This window comes from Staphylococcus sp. EG-SA-10 (assembly GCF_017151945.1).
Classification (GTDB): Bacteria; Bacillota; Bacilli; order Staphylococcales; family Staphylococcaceae; genus Staphylococcus; species Staphylococcus aureus.
Genome location: NZ_JACVZJ010000010.1, coordinates 31,948 through 51,152, shown reverse-complemented (window position 1 = coordinate 51,152; position 19,205 = coordinate 31,948). Strand labels below are relative to the sequence as shown.

Below are 19,205 nucleotides of genomic sequence, written 5' to 3'. Positions count from 1 at the left end.
CATTGTAATAATCTTTAACATTTATTCTTTCTCTATTAATTTTTTCTCAAACTAACTTATCTTTATGATAATTAATAAAAATGCCCTTTTAAATTCTTATAAAATAAAAAAGCCACTCGACATCGCAAACAAACGACGCAAGTGACTTAATATCATATTCAAAATAACTTATGGGAATTTAGGGAATTGATCGAAGTCAGGATCACGTTTTTCTTTAAACGCATCACGGCCTTCTTTCGCTTCATCAGTTGTGTAATAAAGCAATGTTGCATCCCCAGCCATTTGTTGTAAACCAGCTAAACCATCTGTGTCAGCATTCATAGCTGCTTTAAGGAATCGTAAAGCTGTTGGTGAGTGTTTCATAATCTCTTTACACCATTGCACAGTTTCATCTTCAACTTTATCTAAAGGTACCACTGTATTTACTAGGCCCATATCTAAAGCTTCTTGTGCATTGTATTGACGACATAAGTACCAGATTTCACGTGCTTTCTTATGTCCAACGATACGTGCTAAATATCCTGAACCATAACCCGCATCAAATGAACCTACTTTAGGACCAGTTTGTCCAAAAATAGCATTATCAGCAGCAATCGTTAAGTCACAAACAACATTTAGTACATTACCGCCACCTACAGCATAACCTTTTACCATCGCAATAACCGGTTTTGGAATAATACGAATTAAACGCTGTAAATCTAATACATTTAAGCGAGGGATTTGGTCTTCACCTACATAACCACCATGTCCACGTTTCTTCTGGTCACCACCAGAACAGAATGCTAAATCACCCTCACCAGTTAATACGATAACTGAAACGTTTTGATCATCACGTGCACGTGAAAATGCGTCAATCATTTCAGCAACTGTTTTAGGTGTAAACGCATTGCGTACTTCAGGGCGATTTATTGTTACCTTAGCAATCCCTTCGTAAAATTCATATTTGATTTCATCATATTCTCTAAGTGTTTCCCATTGTCTGTTAGTCATTTTGCTCCTCCTTTAAAAATCCTAATATCATTGTATCAAATTCATCACTATCTTCCACATGAATTGTATGACCTGTAGCAGAAATTAATTTACATTTACTATTAGGAATTAAATTTGCCATTTTTTTCGCAATCTGTACAAATTTTTCATCATATTCTCCAGCTAATATTAATGTTGGTACTTTAATTTCTTTCAGGCGCAGCCATAAGTTTGGCATTTGACCTGTACCATAATCTCTTAATGCTTTGGCCATTTTCTGTGGCAATTGAGACAATCGTTGTTGTCTTATTTGATGTTGTATTTCAACTGGTAATTCTAGTTGCGATTGAAATAATGGCAACTTTTCCCAATCATTAACAAATAATTCAATACCTGCTATGTCTAATACTTTAGCACGCGCTTCATCAACAAGGCGACGTTCCAATTGATTTGCTTCTTCTTTAATACCTGGTGACGTACTTTCTAATATCAAATTAGATATAGGGATGTGACCATTAATTGCATAATATAATGCAACACGCCCACCCATTGAATATCCAAACAATGTTATTGATTTATCTTTATATTTATCTAAAATTCGGTCTAACAACGTCGTAATATAATCAAAATCCCACGTTTCATCCATTGAAGACTGATCTTCGCCATGTCCTGGTAAGTCTATAGTGATGACATGACAGATATCAGTATATTTATCGATGTGATTATGATAAGTACGATTGTCGCTAAGAAAACCATGCAGTAATACTAAAACTTGATTGGTCTCAACGTTTGCTTCATAGTAATTATAATGTGTCATGAATCATTTCACTCAATTTCTGATATAAAATTTGATGCTGTTTAAAGTTATCTTCGCGATTCGTTATCAATTCATAAATCGTCGAAGTTTCAGATAACAATGTGGCATTTTTAAATTCTGAAACACTGTTAAAACGTTTAAAATCGAATTGATATAACTTAGCTGTATACTCGAAATCCAATCCCGTCGGTGTGCCAAACAACCGTTCAAAATAGTCGGTTGCACTTTCTTTTTGTGGTAAATATGAAAAAATACCGCCACCATCGTTGTTCAATAATACAATATTCATCTGAATATTATTTAATTTCGACATTAATAGTCCATTCATATCATGATAAAATGATAAATCACCTATCAATAATGTTATTCGTTTATGCACAGCCATACCCAGTGCAGTTGAAACGATACCATCAATACCATTCGCACCACGATTCGCATAGACATCTATATTTTTATTCAATAACAAGTTATCTACATCTCTGATAGGCATACTATTACTAATAAATAATGCATCTTTTTCAGATGTTTTCTTAATCAATTCACCAACGAATGCACTCTCATCTGTAGCTTGTTCCAAATAACATTTAATTTCTTTACGCCCTTTTTTCTCTAAGCATTGCCATTTTTCTAACCAACTTACACGATTAACTGTCGTGTCTTCCATTAATGACCTAAAGAAATCATTCGCAGATATTTCATATGAAATATCTGGTGCTATTGGAAAGACATCAATCTTATCATTGTTTTGCACTAATATTTGAAATGCATCAGTTTTCTTTAACCATTGATTCAACTTTTTAGAAATCACTGGTTTCCCAACACGAATTACGAAATCCACTTTTAAGTCTAAGCCGCTTCTAAACAACAAATCATATGTACAGATAACATTCGGATGATCAAATTTTCTTAAATGACTTAAAGGATCAGCTAAAATAGGCAAATCATATATCGTTGAATACGTCAGTATTTGATCAACTTCTTGGTGCTGCATATCCCCTACAATAATTAAACCTTTTTTCTTATTTAAAATGTGTCTTAATGCCGATGCATCTATACTTTTTTGATAGTGCGGTAAAATCTTCATCTCAGAAGTTAACAATTCTGTTGCATTCAAATCAGGTGTTAACGGATCTCTAAATGGCAAGTTAAAATGAATCGGCCCTTTATGTGGTCCATATAAATATTGACTAGCAATTTGCATTTGATAGTAAATTGCATCAATGGTCTCTTTACTATCATCCGCAATAGGCATATCGAACTCATAACTTACATAATTATTAAACATATTTACTTGATTAATCGCTTGTGGTGCGCCTACACTTCTTAATTCATGTGGACGATCACTTGTTAAAACGATTAATGGAATTCTACTAATTTGGCTTTCAGCAATTGCTGGCGTATAATTCGCTGCTGCTGTACCTGATGTACATAATATAGCGACAGGTCTTTCACTGCCTTTAATTAACCCAACTGCAAAAAACGCTGCACTTCGCTCATCGGGGTGTATCCATGTTTTAATATTTGGATGTGCTTCAAATGCAAGTGCAAGTGGCGTTGAGCGTGATCCCGGACTGATAACTACTTCCCTTACGCCGTACGCATATAACTCAGATGCAAATGTAAAAACTTGCTTCGTTAAAGCTGCTTTATGATTTCCCATTCATATCGACTCCTAATGCATTCATCATAGGTGTGAACTTAAGGTTCGTTTCTGCCAATTCACTATCTGGATCAGAATCTTTAACAATGCCACACCCTGCAAATAAAGTTGCTTGTGCTTTCTTAATAAGCATCGAACGAATTGCAACAATAAATTCACAATCATCATATATATCTATATAGCCAACCGGCGCACCATATAATCCTCGTGTACCAAATTCTTTCTGTTCAATAAAATCCATCGCAAATTCTTTTGGATAGCCACCTAAAGCAGGTGTTGGATGTAAATTATCAATTAAACTAATATACGAATCATCCTTCAGTGGCGCCTTTATTTCAGTGTACAAGTGATATAAATGATCATTTTTTAGAATTTTAGGCATCTTATCATAATGTAATTCAGTGATATAAGGTTTAATATCATGTAAAATACTGTCAACAACAAATCGATGTTCGATTAAGTTTTTATTATCTTTTAAAAATGCTTCAACATTTTTTGTATCTTCGTCCTCATCTTGTGAACGTTTAATTGTACCTGCTACAGCTTTAGTCGATAGTATTTTATTATTGACCTTTATTAATTGTTCAGGTGTTTGTGAAAAGAATATAGAATCTTGTGATTCTAACAAGAATATATAACTGTTTTTTTCTTTAGAATATGCTTGCTTTAGAATATATGGAATACTGATATCTTTATCGAACTTTATTAACCGTCTACGTGCTAGTACAATTTTTTCTTCATTATTAATAGATTCTATTGCTTCTACTACAAGTTGACGCCAGTCATCTTTATAAATATCTTCATTTCTAGTAATTTCCCCAATTTGCTCGTCCACATCTATATCCGATATATTGTTGAACAAATCCATTAAATCGTTCAATGCCTCAACAGTAAAACTTTCCCTTTTAACTGTATAAGTTAAAAATGTCCCATTATTATCAGTTGAAATTAAAACTTCAGGTAATACAAAATGATTTAGTCCGAACTCTCGCCATTCATCATCTGATTTATGACTTGAAAATTGGAATCCTCCAACAACTCGAAGATGATGTTTCTCAGATTGCGGATGTATAAATGTGATGTTATGTTTTAATTTTTCCCAGTCTTTAAAAATAGATTGTTTATTTTTAGAATTATTTTTGAATAATTGAATTGCTTTGTAGCCAAAATATGACGTTCGATTATCATTCAAACGCATATAAAAGCGATCTCCTGCCTCATTGTCAGTGAGATGAAATAATGTGCTCGGGTCTAGTGACTGTGATAATTTCACTTCAACTGAAACCCATTCCTTTGAGCTGTCATATATCTCTTTGACAATATCGTCCTCTAATACGCCCGTAGCCATCCATTTCACTTCTTTCTTCGTCTTTTTTCACTCATTATTATATTGTATCATTTTTGGATAATTGTGTTACAAGAATTGCTTAAACTTATCTTGCAATTTTTCACGTCAATTGACCTTTATGCTACTTTCTATTAAAATATCTTTGTTATAAAAAATATGATTTAAAGAGGTTTTGTATTCAATGAGTAATCAATATCAGCAATATTCTACAGTTAAGAAATATTGGCATTTAATGCGTCCTCATACATTAACTGCTTCCGTAGTACCCGTTTTAGTTGGTACAGCAGCATCTAAAATATATTTTCTTGGTAGCGAAGATCATATTAAAATCAGCCTATTCATTGCCATGTTACTAGCATGCTTACTTATTCAAGCAGCAACTAATATGTTTAACGAATACTATGATTATAAAAAAGGCCTTGATGATCATGAATCTGTAGGCATTGGTGGTGCCATTGTACGCAACGGTATGAGCCCAGAGCTTGTGCTACGATTAGCCATTGCATTTTACATCTTAGCAGCAATATTAGGTTTGTTTTTAGCTGCTAACTCTTCATTTTGGTTATTACCAGTTGGATTAGTATGTATGGCTGTTGGTTACCTATATACAGGTGGCCCTTTCCCTATTTCATGGACGCCTTTCGGTGAATTATTCTCAGGCGTATTTATGGGTATGTTTATTATCGTTATTGCATTCTTTATTCAAACTGGCAATATTCAAAGCTATGTAATTTGGTTAAGTGTACCTATAGTAATCACTATCGGTTTAATTAATATGGCTAATAATATTCGCGACCGTGTCAAAGATAAAGCAAGTGGTCGAAAAACTTTACCCATTCTATTAGGTAAAAATGCTTCTTTAACATTTATGGCAATCATGTACTTTATCGCTTATGCATTTATTGTACTTACAATCATTATTAAACCTGGTGGCTCATTATTTTACTTACTTGCGTTGTTATCATTCCCAATGCCTGTTAAAGTTATCAGACGTTTCAAGAAGAATGATACACCGCCTACAATGATGCCAGCAATGGCTGCTGCTGGTAAAACAAATACATTTTTCGGTTTATTATATGCATTAGGTATTTATATTAGTGCATTATTTGCAGGCATTTAATAGAAAATGATACTACTCGGCAATCGACTTACATCGAACTGTCGAGTTTTTTATTTAACAATTAAATGATGATACATGTGATTGTATAATTCAATCTGTCCATCAGATATAAAGCCTACTTTTTGATATAACTTTAATGCTGCTTCATTATTAATATCGCAATTCAAACTCCATTTAACATGTGTATTTGATTCAAGTAATGACGTTAATAACTTTGTTGCGATGCCTCTACCTCTATATGCTTCAAATGTCGCAATTGTTTCTATATAATACTCATCGTCTTTAGCTTCTTTTACAGGTAATGGCGTGCCATATTGTTTTATTTCTTCTGGCAAGTCAAGTATTTCCCATGCTTTTTCATATTTCAATTCATTTTCACCGCTATAGCTAATAATACAACCTGCTACTTTATTTTCTACTTCATAAACTAAAATATGCTGATAAAAAGTTCGATATGTTGCATCAACACAGCTTTTTTCAATTGCATCTAATACCATGTCTTTTGGTAGATGCTTTACCAATTCTAATTCCATATCATCCCAAACAATATAAACTAACTTCGCAATATCAAATCGGTCCTCTGGACGTGCTTGACGTATCACTATGTCATCATTCCCTTTTACGTTATTAACATTTATTATATAGAAATTCTAGCTTATTTTAAAAAGATATACTTATAATTTTAGAAAGTTTGAAAATTCTAAAGTTAGAAATATTGGTTTTCACAACGAATTTAAGTAGAATTATAGTTAAGGAGGATTTACAAATGAAAGTCAATAAAGCCATTTATGTTATTGTTGCATTATTTCTTGGAGGTTTAGGTATTCATAAATTTTATGCTGATAAATTTGGACAAGGTCTTTTTCACTTATTATTTTTCTGGACAGGTATCCCTACCATCATCTCAATAATACATGCCATTTTTGTCATTTTTACTAAAAAAGCAGATAAAGATGGTTATATTATATTCCCTAAAAATTAAATTGTGACAATGACGTTTAAAAAGCATATATGAATGGGTATATAGTTCGTAACATATAGAGAAATGAGTTATGTAACGATGCGCCAATTCATTAAAAGAATTGTTAAAACAATCCTTGTCGGTTATGTAATTAAATTTATTCGAAATAAACTTTCAGGTAAATCATCACATCCGACAGATAATAAACATAATTAAAAATACAGCGCCACTCTGATATGAATTACGAGTGGCGCTGTATTTTTATTTTGCTTTTTCTGCAATTTTTTCTAAATCTTCTGCCATACTTTCACTTGCGATAATACCCCTTGATTTCAACCACTTATTTCGGTCAACGTCATAAACTTTGTTATCTTTCACAGCTTTTAATGATTTCCAAACTGCAGGATCAATGAATTTCGTTCTATTTTTGTCCGTTTTTCCGTCAGTGGCTAAAATCATAACTTTTGGATTGATATTGGCAAGTTCTTCATTATTTAAATAAATATAAGGGCCACCCTTGCGTTCACCAACATGCGCAGTTTTGTCTTTTGTGACTTCAGGTTGAATACCCATTTTAATTAAGAATTGTCCCATAAATGTATCTTCATTATTAATAAACATACCTGCTCTTGAGATACCAAATGCAAATGCAGATTTTAACGTACTCTGTTCAATTTTCTTTCTAATCTCCGCTAATATTTTATCATGCTTTTCCAGACGCTTTTCGCCTTCTTTCTCTTTGCCAACTGCTTTAGCGACTGTTTTAAATGCTTCAATATTTGCATTGTAATCTCCCGTACCACTGACTAACATAATTGTCGGCGCAATTTTGCTCAATTCTGATTTGATTTTCTTATGTCTGCTGACATCTGCAATGATCAAATCCGGTTTTAATTTACTTATCACTTCCATATTCGGTTGCGGTCTAGATCCAACCGATTCATATGCCCCAATCTTATCTCTTACTGACTTTGTTATATTTTTACTGCTGCCATCATCTGCAATACCAACAGGTTTCATATCTAATGCTGCTAAATAATCAGCATAACTATATTCTAATACAACAACACGTTTAGGATTTTTCTTAATTTTTTCAGTTCCTAATTCATCTTTTATTGTCGTCATTTCAGTTTTCTCTTCAGTATCTTTTTGACCACAACCCGCTACTGCTACAACTAAGATTAGCATAAACACAACTAGTTTAACGATATTCCTATTCACACATATACCTCCAAACAACTTTAGTAGAAAACTATATTATTATTTTATCATTTAATTTGTTTGTGATATATTTAGGAGGTTATTATTTTTTCTTATCATAGTTGATTATCAAATCATCATATTATAAACAGCAAATGGCCTCTAATTTTGAAAATGACGGACTGGTTAATAACACGCATTTATCTCAAACCATCATTCTAATTGTCCATACTACTCTTGCAATTTCATAATAGTGTTTACGATTCATAAATAGCGATGCCATAATTAATTCATTTACCTCTAAACTTTGTACTATGCTGTGCTAATCTTTATTTATAAATACAAAATGTAACTGATGACTTAAACGTCTTTCTACAACAATTGTTCAATACAATAGAACATTTAATAAATATTTAATAATTATTTTTATAAATAATCTTTACTTTCCACATCTTTACAAATATAATTTGGACTATGTTTTAAAATACGAATGTTGGAGGTGACATGATGAAATTAGGTATGCTTTTAATTAGATGGATGTTAGCAACATCATTCTTAGTGCACGGTACTTTGAAATTTGTTGATTTAGATGGAACAATTCACTTCTTAGGCTCTTTAGGTTTACCACCTACCATCGCAGTATTGATGTCAATTGGTGAAGTTGTTGGAGGTTTAGCACTTATTATCGGCTTTTTAACGCCTTATGTTAATGTTTTTTATATTTGTGTTATGTTAGGCTCAATCTTCACACTTAAACTTACAAGAGGATATGTAAGTGGTTATGAGTTTGAAATCATACATATCGTTATGAACTTAGCTTGTATTAGTAGTTACAGCTGGAAGAAATGGCTACAATTTTATTAACTATTATTTGAGAGGACTATCCTCTCTTTTTTTGTATATATCATACGTAAAAATCCTAGGCACTCATGAATACCTAGGATTTTTTCATTTAGCTATTGAAAAGATTTAACCATTTTTCTAATATTGATTCCGTTGAATATTTTTCTATAATGTTTTCTCTCGCTTTCGAACCAAACTCCGCTGCTAATACATCATTATTAACAAGCTGAAGTATTTTATCAGCCATGTCGTTAATATTATGGTTTTCTATTAAATAACCATTTTTATTATCTTCTATAAAATCACTTGGCCCGTATTTGATGTCAAAGGCAACAACAGGCCTTTTAGAAATCATTGCTTCTATCATACTTAACCCTTGACCTTCATATTGAGATGTAGAAACAACTAATTTAAAATCTTCTAAACATTTTTGTGGAGTGGTTGTATACCCTTTTAACAAAACATGATTCTCTAATTTTTTGTCGATAATTTTTTTCGCAATTTTTTCTTTTACTGACCCTTCACCATAAATGTGGAATTTAACTGTTTCATCTTTTTTAACAACTAATTCAGCAACATCAATAAGTAAATCTATTCTTTTAGTTGGAACCATTCTAGAAATATGACCAACAATTTTTTCAGTCTGAAATTGCTTAGGTGCTTTATGTATTTTCACAAAATTGCTAATAGTAAATATATTTTTCACATCAAATTGTTGAAGAATATCTAAACGTTGTGCATCTGTTAACACAATAACACCATTTATGTTATCAGCATTTTCAATAATAAATTTCTCACTTTTCTTAAATACTCCACTATCATCAAAATTTTCATGATGATTAACATGGATAACGCCATACTTTTGAGCATTTTTATGTTTTGTATTAAACATTTTAGGAAAACTACCTGGTCCATCACAAATCATAATACTATTCTTATTATCTTTGATAAGTTTTTCTAAGTAGTAAACACATAGTGCAAGATTATTTTTAAACTCTTTTTTACATACTATTAAATATGTTTTACCAACTGCGCCGTTACTTGCATTGATATTCCTAGAAATATATGGGTATCCCTTTTCATCATAAAATACTTGATAACAAACTTTATTATCTACATTAAATGTTTCCTTCATATGCACTTTATTATCTATAAAACTAAACCGTTCAATTCGTTTATTATCTTTAAAGAAATCAATCACTTTTTCAGATTTACTTTTTCTAATGTAGGCAATATATGTACCAGTCGTTATATCAAAATATCTTGAAATACCTTTACTCTCTTCAATTTCAATCGTATTTTTTAGTCTTTCTGAAATATGTTTATATAACAATTTATTAGACTTAAAATGTTTATTATTTGAAATTTGTTTAAAATACTCAAATACATTATACATTTTCGTTCTTCGATCCATTTTACCTTGTTTTTTCAAAGCTTTAATAATTTCATCATAGTTTCCTTTGTAATCGAAAGTAACTATATCAGCAGGTATGTCCGCATCATAAAACTCTTTACTTCTATTGAACATCGAAGAGGTCATACCACCTTTATTGACATCTAACTCATGTACCATCATAAATATTTTTTTCATTATAATTATTCCTTTACCTCAGTATATTTAACAATTAATTCGTTATATGTATAATAATAATCTTCATCAACATATAACTTTTTAACTCTATTCAAATTCAACGTTTCTAAAATAGATGCAACAAAATAACCATTCAATTTTAAAATTGCATTTCCCTTTTCTATTTCTATCGTTGGCTTTATTTGCTCATAATCTTTAAATATATCGTCGACTACTAATTTATTACACCTTACTTGGTTCATATCTAATTTTAAAATGTTGGCATCATCATAGTTAACAATCCTTTTTTCCATTGTGCACCTCTTAATAAAAATATTTAACGAAATATATTTTATACTCCGCAACCATTTAGAGCAACTATATATACAATAATTAAAATATTTTATTTCGTTTATTTGATTGAAATAATATTTCACACAATGTTAGAGCGGTATTTGTAGTATAAAAATCAATAACAACATAGATTAAATTTTATGATTGATACGACTCTCTATACAGATGGTATAATTACACTCGTTCCACTTATAAGGATTGTTACGTCATAATAATGTTTACGAAAGATACGCCAATTCAATTTAATTTCAAATTCATCTATCATACAATTTAATTTTATTGTATGATGTATTTAAAATGATTGTTTTACGCATGTCATTTTAAAATGAAAATTGGAGGTGTAATTTTGACTAGAACTTGTAATATTATTGGTATCCTTTCTTGTCTTATATCTTTTATTATTATGGCGTTACCAATGATTTGGTACACAGCTTCAGCATTATGGTTCTTCCCAGGTGCAATCATGATATTGTTGTTATCTTTAGTCATTGTTTTTTGCTATATTAAAACGAAAAATCAATTACATTTATTACTAATCGTATTAAATATTATTATATTGCTTTTTTTCAGTTTGCCGTTATTACTTTCATAACATAGCAACGCATTATAAAAGCCAATCAAACGGAGTGTTGAAATTAACATTCCCAATTGATTGGCTTTTAATTTTATCTTTTGGATATCACATAGATGCTACTTTTCTATACTGTTCTAAATCTATTATTTCATCACATTGATTTGCAATAGCCATATCATGTGTTGCTAAAATTAGCACTTTATTTTCATTGACCAAATTAAATAATGATTGAATAATCATCTGTCCTGTTTTAGGATCTAACGCACCCGTTGGTTCATCAGCTAACATAACAATCGGATCTTTTAACATCATTCTAATTAAAGCGACACGTTGTTGTTCACCTCCACTTAGCGTATGAACTTTTCTTTTTAAACTGTTTGACAGACCAAACTGTTCTATATAACGTATCTTTAATTGTTCTTTTTCTTTCTTACTTATTTTTTTATATGCTAATCCAATATCTAAATTTTCATTTACTGTCAGATTATCGATTAATCCATAATTTTGAAATAAATACCCTAATTTATCTCTGTAAAAATTAGATTTAAATTGTTCTAATTGACCATTAAAATAGACATATTGTTTCCCTGTTTTTTCAAGTCCAGCAATAGTATTTAATAATGTAGATTTACCGCATCCACTTTTACCAATAAGTGCATATGATTTTCCACATTGAAATTTCAAATTAAGTTTCTTCAAAATATGTGTATTACCTTTTTGTATGGTTAAATCTTTTAATTCTATCATTCTTGTCTTACCTCTTTTGGTGTATCCTCTTTTTCAACATATGTAATCGATATAACATATTGCCCTTTATGCTTTATTTCGACATACGTTCTACTAGGTGAAAATCCATTAAATGTTAATTTATAATCAAGCTTTTCCCCTCTTTCACTATAAGCCGTAATATTAACATATTGTTGCGTACCTTTTGGCACTTTGGCATAACTATACTCCGTTTTTAAGAAAGGATTAAAACGATCTAGTATAGGATGATGTATGATTGTAAAAGCAATAGTAATGGATACGATTAATCCTAATAATATTGCAATGATAAATTTCATAGTTAAAACTCCTTGATAACTTCATTAAAACGTCGGCCATGATAGTATAGGCTGCAAATCTGCAATAATATTTGAACGACAAGGATCGTTGCAAATATCATCATTATATAGTGAGAATGTAAAATTACATTCGTAAATATTCCAATAAAAACAACAACTATATTATTTATTAATAAGTATCGGTAATTGGCTCTTAATGTTGAATAACCATATAGCTTTTTGATTACGAGTAATTTTCGATGTTGTTCAAAATAATATTTCACATCAAATAAAATAATAATTATTAAAATGATTGCGATAATGATTTGTGAAAAGTTGAGTACTGTTAATTTCAAATTATTTTCATGATACATTTCCATCACGCTATCTTTATAATTGGTTATTCCACTGATTTCCCCATCAAGATGATACTTTTCAATATTTTTTACCAGTGCGTCATAATTTTTGAATAAATAGCCGCCTTGACTAATCATGGCATAATAAAAATCATTCGATAAATCTGATGCCTGAACATTCACAATGATTGGCGCCTCTATAAATGACAAATGGCGACTATCTCGTGCATCAAATGTAAAAATTCGATAATCATTTTTGTTGATAAACTGTAAAGATAACTTATTCTCTTTATTATTTTTATTTTGTACAAATTCAAACCATGAATGATACGCTTGATTGATTTCATTACGCATTGCATGAAACTTTTGCGGAATAATTACTTCGACATTATTTTTTTGATTTTTTATCGGAATATCAGGTTGAAACTGCTTGTGATAAATCGACCAAAACTGATTATTTACTAATATTACATTCCCCTCATCAGGTGAAAAGTTGTCATTGTCAACGGAGTCACCCTTTGGTTTGAATAAAATCGCATTATTTTCTGCTTCACTAGCCTTTACTAATTGTTCTGATCGCAGCATATTATCAATCAAACTTTGTTTCGTTTCGTGATAAGGTGCAAATTCAATCGTGTAATAATCATCTAATATATTCCAATACTTCTCAGTTTCCTTTATTTTATTCAAATCTTTAATAACACTAGTATTTTCTATCATTACACTAGCTATTAGTACTAAGAGAATACTTTTACAAACTGTATTAATAAAACGAATCGTTTTAAAGTGCTGCTTACCTTTAATCATATTGGCAATATTTAAATTTAGTAACATTAAGAAAGTCCATAAATTAATAACACTAATCGTTAAAATGAAAAGACATGAAAGCAGAACTAATCTTAATATGAATAAATCTAAATTACCCGTGTAATTTAATATCCAAAGTACACTTGTAGTTAAAAGAATTTGAGTTATGATTAACGTTACCCAATACGTGCATTTCTTTGAAAAATTTTCAAAAATTATTTTTCTTAATGTAAAACCATGTAAATACTTAATCGCATACGTTTTGAAATTAATGTTCTTTTCGAAAATATAATAAATAAAATAAACGATTAAAAGTGCGGATAACGGAACTACTATATTCATTTGTTTAATGACACCAACGGCAATCATCATATGATCTATTTTGTATGATTCAGCAGTAACACCATATTCTTTTAAAAAATTTATGAATTTAGACACGTCAAAATTTTTGTCTTTTACAAAATAACTCCCTTTGATATCTTTTTTTAATAATTCGTCATCACTTAAATAATGAATGTTATATTTAGCATTAAAAGGAGTGATAGTTGTTGCTTTTGATTTATTAAATACATATATATCTTTATCTACATTTTTGTTTGTATAATTTGAAGTTGATTTATAGATTGCTACGTTCTCTTTTTTAGCGAACTGATTTATACGTTTATAAATCTCATTTTTACTATATTTTTTATTCCAGTCAGTTACCGCTATAGGGTATTTAGTATCAGGCAATATTTCTTGGTTTTCTTTATATGTATAAACAAATAACAATATAGCAATCAGAATGAAGATTGTAACATCAAGTATTAATTTGAACCATTTCATGTTGTACCTCTTGCGTTGTTTATTTTGTATGATTATTTAGTATTTAATAAATGTTATAATATGCTCTATTGACCCACCAATTATTTTTAGTAGCTGATGCTTTTACACCAGCTCTTGTATAACCACTAAATGATCTGTATTTTCCAATAGCTGTTGCACCATGTCCTTTATGACCATGATAATAATAAGACCAAACATACTTACTGCCGACACCGTGACTCCAAGTGCCTCCTTCTGCGTATTCTGTAGATGCAAAAGCTGCTGTTGATAATCCAAGTGCTAAAGATAAATATAATATAGCGCCATAAATTTTGTTCTTCTCTAAAAACACCTCTTCATATTTAATCCATATCTCTTTTTCGTTATTTATACAGAATTTTCTGAAAATAGTCAAGATTAATTTATTTGCTGCAAATTTCAACTACTTTATGTTAAATGGACATCAAAGTATAATTGTATTATTATTAAATTGCGCAGTGCATAAATAGACGATATGCAGGAACATGTCGCCTATTGAACCCGTTAAAAAGACGGTGACTAAATGAGATTTGCTTTAACCATTATTCTTTGTCAAAGTTTTGAAATGATGGTTGTTTTATATTGTTTAAATTAATCATTGCGAATACTATACCAATGAAAGTTATATTAATATATGAACTTCATTACATATTCAATAGAAATCACTTATGTATAAGTACTGCCATAGAATCATAAGTGATTTCTACCATAGTATGATTTTCCTTTCAAATCTGACATGTTTAGCAGGCAATATAAGGAAAATACTTCAAAATTTTGTTACACATCTAATAAAAATAGACAATTAAATAAAAGATATGTTACTATAAAAATATAAAAAGACGACATGGAGGAACATGTCGCCTAATGAGCCCGTTAAAAAGACGGTGACTAAATGAGATTTTCTTTAACCATCATTCTATGTCAAAGTTTTGAAATGATGGTTATTTTTTATTGCTTAAATTTATTATTGCGACTACTATACCAATGAAAGTGACGATAAACATACCGAAACTTAACATTAAATGTAATGCGTTTGCAATAGATATCACAATAGGCTTTTCCTTTCAAAAGTGTTAAGTAATGCCATAGGCACCCCCCCCTTTACTCAGATAGCCACCATCAATTCAACTTGCCTACAAAATATTATACCATTTTTATAAAATATTTAGTAATAAAAAACTGACTAAAATATAACCTCAATAATAACTGCTTGCCGTTAAAAATGTATACACTATAATAAAGCAAGCCTTGAATCTTCGTAGTGCTTTTCTTAAGCAAAAAAGCTTTTCTTAGAACACATACGTCTAAGAAAAGCTTATTTAAGCATTAAAAATTAATAACAATATAATAGCTACAATTTGTGCAACGGATGTTGTTGCTATACGTCGAGTATACTCATAACTTAATGATAATATCACTTGTGCAACAAATATAAATGTTACTATCCACCAATTATCTAAATAAATAAATAATGAACTAGAACAAATTGCAGTTATTAATATAGCTACCCATTTCGGTATTGAAAAATGTGTTAATTCTTTTTGTAAAACAGTTCTCATATATAACTCGTGACATGGAATGACAAAAAGTAAAGTTACTAACATTTGCCACTTCCAATTGACACCTGTTCTTGCTAATTCTTTAATTAATGAACTATAACTTAAATTAGATGTTATAAGTGAGAATAAAAGTTGAAGCATAATTAAAATAATTGCCGTAATAATACCAACACCAATTGATGTAAGCAACCTCTTAGATTCAATATCTCTTTGATAAAATACATAACTGATACCAGCAATTAGCATTATACCTGTATATAAATACCAGTATTCTTGGTGTTCGCCCCACATAATAAATAATATGAGATGAAATATAATGAAACTTATAATAAACCAAGTTAAAGCCTTCGAGATTTTATTCATTATAACTTACCTTCTTATTCAACAATCTTATATCGTTTATGATTGATAACAGTTTTTTCCGGTAAATCAAGGTCATTAAAATTTTCCATAATTGTTAAGTCAACAATAACAGAGTTATCGTTGATTTTTTCAACACGACCTCTTAATCCATCCATAAACTCAACAATGTTACCCACTTCTGCAACAGTCATTTTAAGTCCTCCTTAAATCATAACTAAATTATATTGTACTAAAATTCACTTAACAAATAAACTATTAACAATCAAAAATAATAAAATGTAACTTTAAGCCGATATTTAGAATGATTTGTGAGTATATAATTGGCATTTTGAGCAAAGTTAAGGCATAAATAAGTAGAGAATATATATAGATATAAGGGAGAGATTGTAATGAAATTCATTAGTAATAATAATATTACAGATCCAACTTTAAACTTAGCAATGGAAGAATATGTTTTAAAAAATTTACCAGCAGAAGAAAGTTACTTTTTATTTTACATAAATAGACCATCTATCATTGTTGGAAAGAATCAAAATACGATAGAGGAAGTAAATCAGACATATATAGATGCTCATAACATCGATGTAGTAAGAAGAATTTCTGGTGGTGGCGCTGTTTATCATGATACTGGCAATTTAAACTTTAGTTTTATAACAGATGATGATGGTAACAGTTTCCACAATTTCCAAAAATTCACTGAACCAATTGTTCAAGCATTACAATCTTTAGGCGTAAATGCTGAATTAACTGGTCGTAACGATATTCAAGTTGGACAAGCGAAAATCTCGGGAAATGCCATGGTTAAAGTTAAAAATAGAATGTTTAGTCATGGTACGTTGATGTTAAATAGTGATTTAGACGAAGTTCAGAATGCACTAAAAGTTAATCCAGCTAAGATTAAATCAAAAGGTATTAAATCTGTTCGTAAACGAGTAGCAAACATTCAAGAATTTTTAAATGCCCCTTTAGAAATTGAAGAATTTAAAAAAATCATCTTGAAAACTATCTTTGGAGAAACTGAAGTAGAAGAATATAAATTAACGGATGAAGATTGGGAAAATATTGAAAAGTTAAGTAACGACAAATATAGAACTTGGGAATGGAATTATGGAAGAAACCCTAAATATAACTTTGAACGCGAGGAAAAATTTGAAAAAGGATTTGTACAAATCAAGTTTGATGTTAAACGAGGTAAAATCGAACATGCAAAAATTTTCGGTGATTTCTTTGGTGTCGGAGATGTCATTGATCTTGAAAATGCATTAGTTGGCTGTCTACACGACTTTGAGCACATAGAAGAAGCACTATCAGAATATGATTTATATCACTATTTCGGTGACATAGATAGACATGAATTAATTAGATTAATGTCATAAACGATTAAAGGACTATTCTTACATGTATGAGATGTTAAGAATAGTCCTTTTATGATTGCGTTATGGAATTCGAATCAATGTTATTCACCGAGAAATGCCTCCAAATTTTTGTATTCTGCCGTATATTGATTAAATGCTGCTTCATCTTTATTGACGAGTGCGTCATCTATAAGTTCTATGAGCTGTCGTTTTCTTACCTCTCGAAGTGCTTCATTGATAATTAATTCAATACCCAAATCATTGACGGTTGTGACAAACGCTTCTAAAGTTGTATGTTTAACATTAGTATTGTATTTCATAGAAACCACTACCTTTCTTTAATTTATAATAAGTATACATTTTTCTAATTTTGAAATCAATGAATATTCTGACTATTAGTTAAAAAATATTGTACATTTTCACCAAAATAATAACTTGACAACTCAGAATTTTATTATAAAATATCTTTATATCATTAATTGTATTTTTATATTAATGGTTTAAAACTTAATAAAGCGAGGTTTTGCTTATGTATTCTCAAAATATTTATGTGATACGCAAAGGAGACATGGTTATTCGACCAGCATTTGATGATGACGATCAAAGAAACGGTAGTGAAATAATTCGGTTTGACAAAACGCGTATTCAAAATCCTTTTAAAGTCCAGAAAATCATTGAACGCTCTTGCAAATTTTATGGTAATACTTATCTTGGCAAGAAAGCAGAGACAAACCGCATTACTGGCATTTCTAGTAAACCACCTATTTTACTAACACCATTATTTCCAACTTATTTTTTCCCAACACATTCTGACAGACAAAATGAAAATATTTGGTTAAATATGCATTATATCGAAAGTATTAAAGAATTAAAAAATCGTAAATGTAAAGTGACATTTATTAATAATGAATCAATCATTCTTCATGTTTCATACCACAGTTTATGGCATCAATATAACAATTCCATTTTTTACTATTACATGGTAGATAAACAATCTCGCATGATATCAAAAAATCCCGACCAACCAATAGATTATAATAAAGCCACATTGAATGTGTTTGAAGCATTGACACGCTATTCTTTATTTGAAGATAAATAAATTGTTTATTTTTAAAATATGCGGAATGTTTTATAAATATAGTGTAAATGTTCTGCATATTTTTTTAAGGTATCTATTGCAAATTAACTTAATCTTGTTATAATAATATTTGTGCTTGATATTCAAACACATACAAATTAATCCACAGTAGCTCAGTGGTAGAGCTATCGGCTGTTAACCGATCGGTCGTAGGTTCGAGTCCTACCTGTGGAGCCATTGGAAACGTACTCAAGTTGGCTGAAGAGGCGCCCCTGCTAAGGGTGTAGGTCGCGAAAGCGGCGCGAGGGTTCGAATCCCTCCGTTTCCGTTACTTGCTTAAATGGTGTATACCATTTAAGCTTTTTTGTTTACTTATATATATAAT

Annotated in this window: 24 protein-coding genes, 2 tRNA genes and 1 pseudogene; 9 read left to right on the top strand and 18 right to left on the bottom strand. The window is 30.3% G+C overall.

Annotated features, from left to right (window positions below; genetic code table 11):
• Positions 1 to 168 precede the first annotated feature (168 nt).
• Genes menB through IDG45_RS13905 form a run of 5 tightly spaced genes read right to left on the bottom strand, consistent with a single transcriptional unit; the run spans position 169 to position 4,825 of the window.
• Complete coding sequence (menB, locus tag IDG45_RS08970; protein WP_000184945.1) at positions 169 to 990, bottom strand: 1,4-dihydroxy-2-naphthoyl-CoA synthase; 822 nt, start codon at positions 988 to 990, stop codon at positions 169 to 171.
• The gene (gene menH / locus IDG45_RS08965) at positions 983 to 1,786 is read right to left on the bottom strand and encodes a 2-succinyl-6-hydroxy-2,4-cyclohexadiene-1-carboxylate synthase (RefSeq protein WP_000150207.1); all 804 of its coding nucleotides are present in this window, start codon (positions 1,784 to 1,786) and stop codon (positions 983 to 985) included. Before menH ends, menB begins: the two co-directional genes overlap by 8 nt.
• A complete protein-coding gene (gene menD, locus IDG45_RS08960; RefSeq protein ID WP_000526675.1) occupies positions 1,773 to 3,446 on the bottom strand; it encodes a 2-succinyl-5-enolpyruvyl-6-hydroxy-3-cyclohexene-1-carboxylic-acid synthase in 1,674 nt (557 codons plus the stop codon). Before menD ends, menH begins: the two co-directional genes overlap by 14 nt.
• Positions 3,433 to 4,755: an isochorismate synthase gene (locus IDG45_RS08955; RefSeq protein ID WP_223876175.1), complete on the bottom strand. Its 1,323-nt coding sequence runs from the start codon at positions 4,753 to 4,755 to the stop codon at positions 3,433 to 3,435. Before IDG45_RS08955 ends, menD begins: the two co-directional genes overlap by 14 nt.
• Complete coding sequence (locus IDG45_RS13905) at positions 4,748 to 4,825, bottom strand: hypothetical protein (RefSeq protein WP_072357920.1); 78 nt, start codon at positions 4,823 to 4,825, stop codon at positions 4,748 to 4,750. The genes IDG45_RS08955 and IDG45_RS13905 overlap by 8 nt, the downstream gene beginning before the upstream one ends.
• 150 nt (positions 4,826 to 4,975) lie before the next feature.
• On the opposite strand from IDG45_RS13905, the gene IDG45_RS08950 reads away from it, so the two are divergent.
• Positions 4,976 to 5,914, top strand: a complete 939-nt coding sequence (locus tag IDG45_RS08950; protein WP_000070966.1) for a 1,4-dihydroxy-2-naphthoate polyprenyltransferase — start codon at positions 4,976 to 4,978, stop codon at positions 5,912 to 5,914.
• A 50-nt stretch (positions 5,915 to 5,964) separates the two neighbouring features.
• Here the strand turns inward: IDG45_RS08950 and IDG45_RS08945 are convergent, their stop codons facing one another.
• Positions 5,965 to 6,516: a GNAT family N-acetyltransferase gene (locus IDG45_RS08945; protein WP_000620941.1), complete on the bottom strand. Its 552-nt coding sequence runs from the start codon at positions 6,514 to 6,516 to the stop codon at positions 5,965 to 5,967.
• A gap of 164 nt (positions 6,517 to 6,680) precedes the next feature.
• Between IDG45_RS08945 and IDG45_RS08940 the strand changes: the two genes are divergently transcribed.
• Both IDG45_RS08940 and IDG45_RS08935 read left to right on the top strand, forming a co-directional pair.
• Positions 6,681 to 6,896: a TM2 domain-containing protein gene (locus IDG45_RS08940; protein WP_000867357.1), complete on the top strand. Its 216-nt coding sequence runs from the start codon at positions 6,681 to 6,683 to the stop codon at positions 6,894 to 6,896.
• 63 nt (positions 6,897 to 6,959) lie between these two features.
• Positions 6,960 to 7,091, top strand: a complete 132-nt coding sequence (locus tag IDG45_RS08935; protein ID WP_078098687.1) for an SAR1012 family small protein — start codon at positions 6,960 to 6,962, stop codon at positions 7,089 to 7,091.
• A gap of 45 nt (positions 7,092 to 7,136) precedes the next feature.
• Here the strand turns inward: IDG45_RS08935 and IDG45_RS08930 are convergent, their stop codons facing one another.
• Entirely contained in the window at positions 7,137 to 8,096 is a 960-nt protein-coding gene (locus IDG45_RS08930) for an ABC transporter substrate-binding protein (RefSeq protein WP_001081355.1), read from the bottom strand.
• 486 nt (positions 8,097 to 8,582) lie between these two features.
• Between IDG45_RS08930 and IDG45_RS08925 the strand changes: the two genes are divergently transcribed.
• The gene (locus tag IDG45_RS08925) at positions 8,583 to 8,939 is read left to right on the top strand and encodes a DoxX family protein (RefSeq protein ID WP_000766009.1); all 357 of its coding nucleotides are present in this window, start codon (positions 8,583 to 8,585) and stop codon (positions 8,937 to 8,939) included.
• Between the two features lie 88 nt (positions 8,940 to 9,027).
• Here the strand turns inward: IDG45_RS08925 and IDG45_RS08920 are convergent, their stop codons facing one another.
• Both IDG45_RS08920 and IDG45_RS08915 read right to left on the bottom strand, forming a co-directional pair.
• Complete coding sequence (locus IDG45_RS08920) at positions 9,028 to 10,509, bottom strand: glycosyltransferase (protein ID WP_111063829.1); 1,482 nt, start codon at positions 10,507 to 10,509, stop codon at positions 9,028 to 9,030.
• Positions 10,510 to 10,514: 5 nt separating this feature from the next.
• Entirely contained in the window at positions 10,515 to 10,802 is a 288-nt protein-coding gene (locus tag IDG45_RS08915; RefSeq protein WP_000415394.1) for a hypothetical protein, read from the bottom strand.
• Positions 10,803 to 11,143: 341 nt separating this feature from the next.
• Here IDG45_RS08915 and IDG45_RS08910 point away from each other — a divergent pair, with 341 nt between their 5' ends.
• Positions 11,144 to 11,434 carry a hypothetical protein gene (locus IDG45_RS08910; RefSeq protein WP_072357895.1) on the top strand — a complete coding sequence of 97 codons (291 nt, stop codon included), beginning with the start codon at positions 11,144 to 11,146 and terminating at the stop codon, positions 11,432 to 11,434.
• Between the two features lie 87 nt (positions 11,435 to 11,521).
• Here IDG45_RS08910 and IDG45_RS08905 read toward each other — a convergent pair whose 3' ends face one another.
• The 8 genes and pseudogenes from IDG45_RS08905 to IDG45_RS08870 all read right to left on the bottom strand — a co-directional run bounded on the left by IDG45_RS08905 (position 11,522) and on the right by IDG45_RS08870 (position 16,578).
• Positions 11,522 to 12,163 carry an ABC transporter ATP-binding protein gene (locus IDG45_RS08905; protein WP_000571186.1) on the bottom strand — a complete coding sequence of 214 codons (642 nt, stop codon included), beginning with the start codon at positions 12,161 to 12,163 and terminating at the stop codon, positions 11,522 to 11,524.
• A complete protein-coding gene (locus IDG45_RS08900) occupies positions 12,160 to 12,480 on the bottom strand; it encodes a YxeA family protein (RefSeq protein WP_000668628.1) in 321 nt (106 codons plus the stop codon). Before IDG45_RS08900 ends, IDG45_RS08905 begins: the two co-directional genes overlap by 4 nt.
• 2 nt (positions 12,481 to 12,482) lie before the next feature.
• The gene (locus IDG45_RS08895) at positions 12,483 to 14,447 is read right to left on the bottom strand and encodes a bacteriocin-associated integral membrane family protein (RefSeq protein ID WP_000870824.1); all 1,965 of its coding nucleotides are present in this window, start codon (positions 14,445 to 14,447) and stop codon (positions 12,483 to 12,485) included.
• Between the two features lie 43 nt (positions 14,448 to 14,490).
• A complete protein-coding gene (locus tag IDG45_RS14085) occupies positions 14,491 to 14,778 on the bottom strand; it encodes a lactococcin 972 family bacteriocin (RefSeq protein ID WP_000478236.1) in 288 nt (95 codons plus the stop codon).
• Positions 14,770 to 14,868: pseudogene (locus IDG45_RS08885) on the bottom strand (hypothetical protein); the annotation flags it as partial. The gene IDG45_RS14085 and the pseudogene IDG45_RS08885, both read right to left, overlap by 9 nt.
• A gap of 538 nt (positions 14,869 to 15,406) precedes the next feature.
• On the bottom strand, positions 15,407 to 15,469 hold the full coding sequence (locus IDG45_RS13895; protein WP_228764722.1) for a hypothetical protein: 63 nt from the start codon (positions 15,467 to 15,469) through the stop codon (positions 15,407 to 15,409).
• A 315-nt stretch (positions 15,470 to 15,784) separates the two neighbouring features.
• Positions 15,785 to 16,387 (bottom strand): CPBP family glutamic-type intramembrane protease, encoded by a 603-nt coding sequence (locus IDG45_RS08875; RefSeq protein ID WP_001033867.1) that lies wholly within the window; start codon positions 16,385 to 16,387, stop codon positions 15,785 to 15,787.
• 14 nt (positions 16,388 to 16,401) lie between these two features.
• On the bottom strand, positions 16,402 to 16,578 hold the full coding sequence (locus tag IDG45_RS08870; protein WP_000214898.1) for a YkvS family protein: 177 nt from the start codon (positions 16,576 to 16,578) through the stop codon (positions 16,402 to 16,404).
• A gap of 198 nt (positions 16,579 to 16,776) precedes the next feature.
• Between IDG45_RS08870 and lplA the strand changes: the two genes are divergently transcribed.
• Entirely contained in the window at positions 16,777 to 17,763 is a 987-nt protein-coding gene (gene lplA / locus IDG45_RS08865) for a lipoate--protein ligase (RefSeq protein WP_000668813.1), read from the top strand.
• Between the two features lie 80 nt (positions 17,764 to 17,843).
• Here the strand turns inward: lplA and IDG45_RS08860 are convergent, their stop codons facing one another.
• On the bottom strand, positions 17,844 to 18,062 hold the full coding sequence (locus IDG45_RS08860) for an IDEAL domain-containing protein (protein WP_000876826.1): 219 nt from the start codon (positions 18,060 to 18,062) through the stop codon (positions 17,844 to 17,846).
• 209 nt (positions 18,063 to 18,271) lie between these two features.
• Here IDG45_RS08860 and IDG45_RS08855 point away from each other — a divergent pair, with 209 nt between their 5' ends.
• The 3 genes from IDG45_RS08855 (at position 18,272) to IDG45_RS08845 (ending at position 19,148) form a co-directional block, all read left to right on the top strand.
• Positions 18,272 to 18,841: a competence protein ComK gene (locus IDG45_RS08855; protein ID WP_000287265.1), complete on the top strand. Its 570-nt coding sequence runs from the start codon at positions 18,272 to 18,274 to the stop codon at positions 18,839 to 18,841.
• 141 nt (positions 18,842 to 18,982) lie between these two features.
• Positions 18,983 to 19,057, top strand: a tRNA-Asn gene (locus IDG45_RS08850).
• A 2-nt stretch (positions 19,058 to 19,059) separates the two neighbouring features.
• Positions 19,060 to 19,148 (top strand) — tRNA-Ser (locus IDG45_RS08845).
• The last annotated feature ends 57 nt before the right edge of the window (positions 19,149 to 19,205 follow it).

Coding starts and splice junctions, on each gene's coding strand:
- menB (WP_000184945.1), bottom strand. CDS start 990: ATGACTAACAGACAATGGGAAACACTTAGAGAATATGATGAAATCAAA.
- menH (WP_000150207.1), bottom strand. CDS start 1,786: ATGACACATTATAATTACTATGAAGCAAACGTTGAGACCAATCAAGTT.
- menD (WP_000526675.1), bottom strand. CDS start 3,446: ATGGGAAATCATAAAGCAGCTTTAACGAAGCAAGTTTTTACATTTGCA.
- IDG45_RS08950 (WP_000070966.1), top strand. CDS start 4,976: ATGAGTAATCAATATCAGCAATATTCTACAGTTAAGAAATATTGGCAT.
- IDG45_RS08940 (WP_000867357.1), top strand. CDS start 6,681: ATGAAAGTCAATAAAGCCATTTATGTTATTGTTGCATTATTTCTTGGA.
- IDG45_RS08935 (WP_078098687.1), top strand. CDS start 6,960: ATGAGTTATGTAACGATGCGCCAATTCATTAAAAGAATTGTTAAAACA.
- IDG45_RS08925 (WP_000766009.1), top strand. CDS start 8,583: ATGAAATTAGGTATGCTTTTAATTAGATGGATGTTAGCAACATCATTC.
- IDG45_RS08920 (WP_111063829.1), bottom strand. CDS start 10,509: ATGAAAAAAATATTTATGATGGTACATGAGTTAGATGTCAATAAAGGT.
- IDG45_RS08915 (WP_000415394.1), bottom strand. CDS start 10,802: ATGGAAAAAAGGATTGTTAACTATGATGATGCCAACATTTTAAAATTA.
- IDG45_RS08905 (WP_000571186.1), bottom strand. CDS start 12,163: ATGATAGAATTAAAAGATTTAACCATACAAAAAGGTAATACACATATT.
- IDG45_RS08900 (WP_000668628.1), bottom strand. CDS start 12,480: ATGAAATTTATCATTGCAATATTATTAGGATTAATCGTATCCATTACT.
- IDG45_RS08895 (WP_000870824.1), bottom strand. CDS start 14,447: ATGAAATGGTTCAAATTAATACTTGATGTTACAATCTTCATTCTGATT.
- IDG45_RS08875 (WP_001033867.1), bottom strand. CDS start 16,387: ATGAATAAAATCTCGAAGGCTTTAACTTGGTTTATTATAAGTTTCATT.
- IDG45_RS08870 (WP_000214898.1), bottom strand. CDS start 16,578: ATGACTGTTGCAGAAGTGGGTAACATTGTTGAGTTTATGGATGGATTA.
- lplA (WP_000668813.1), top strand. CDS start 16,777: ATGAAATTCATTAGTAATAATAATATTACAGATCCAACTTTAAACTTA.
- IDG45_RS08860 (WP_000876826.1), bottom strand. CDS start 18,062: ATGAAATACAATACTAATGTTAAACATACAACTTTAGAAGCGTTTGTC.
- IDG45_RS08855 (WP_000287265.1), top strand. CDS start 18,272: ATGTATTCTCAAAATATTTATGTGATACGCAAAGGAGACATGGTTATT.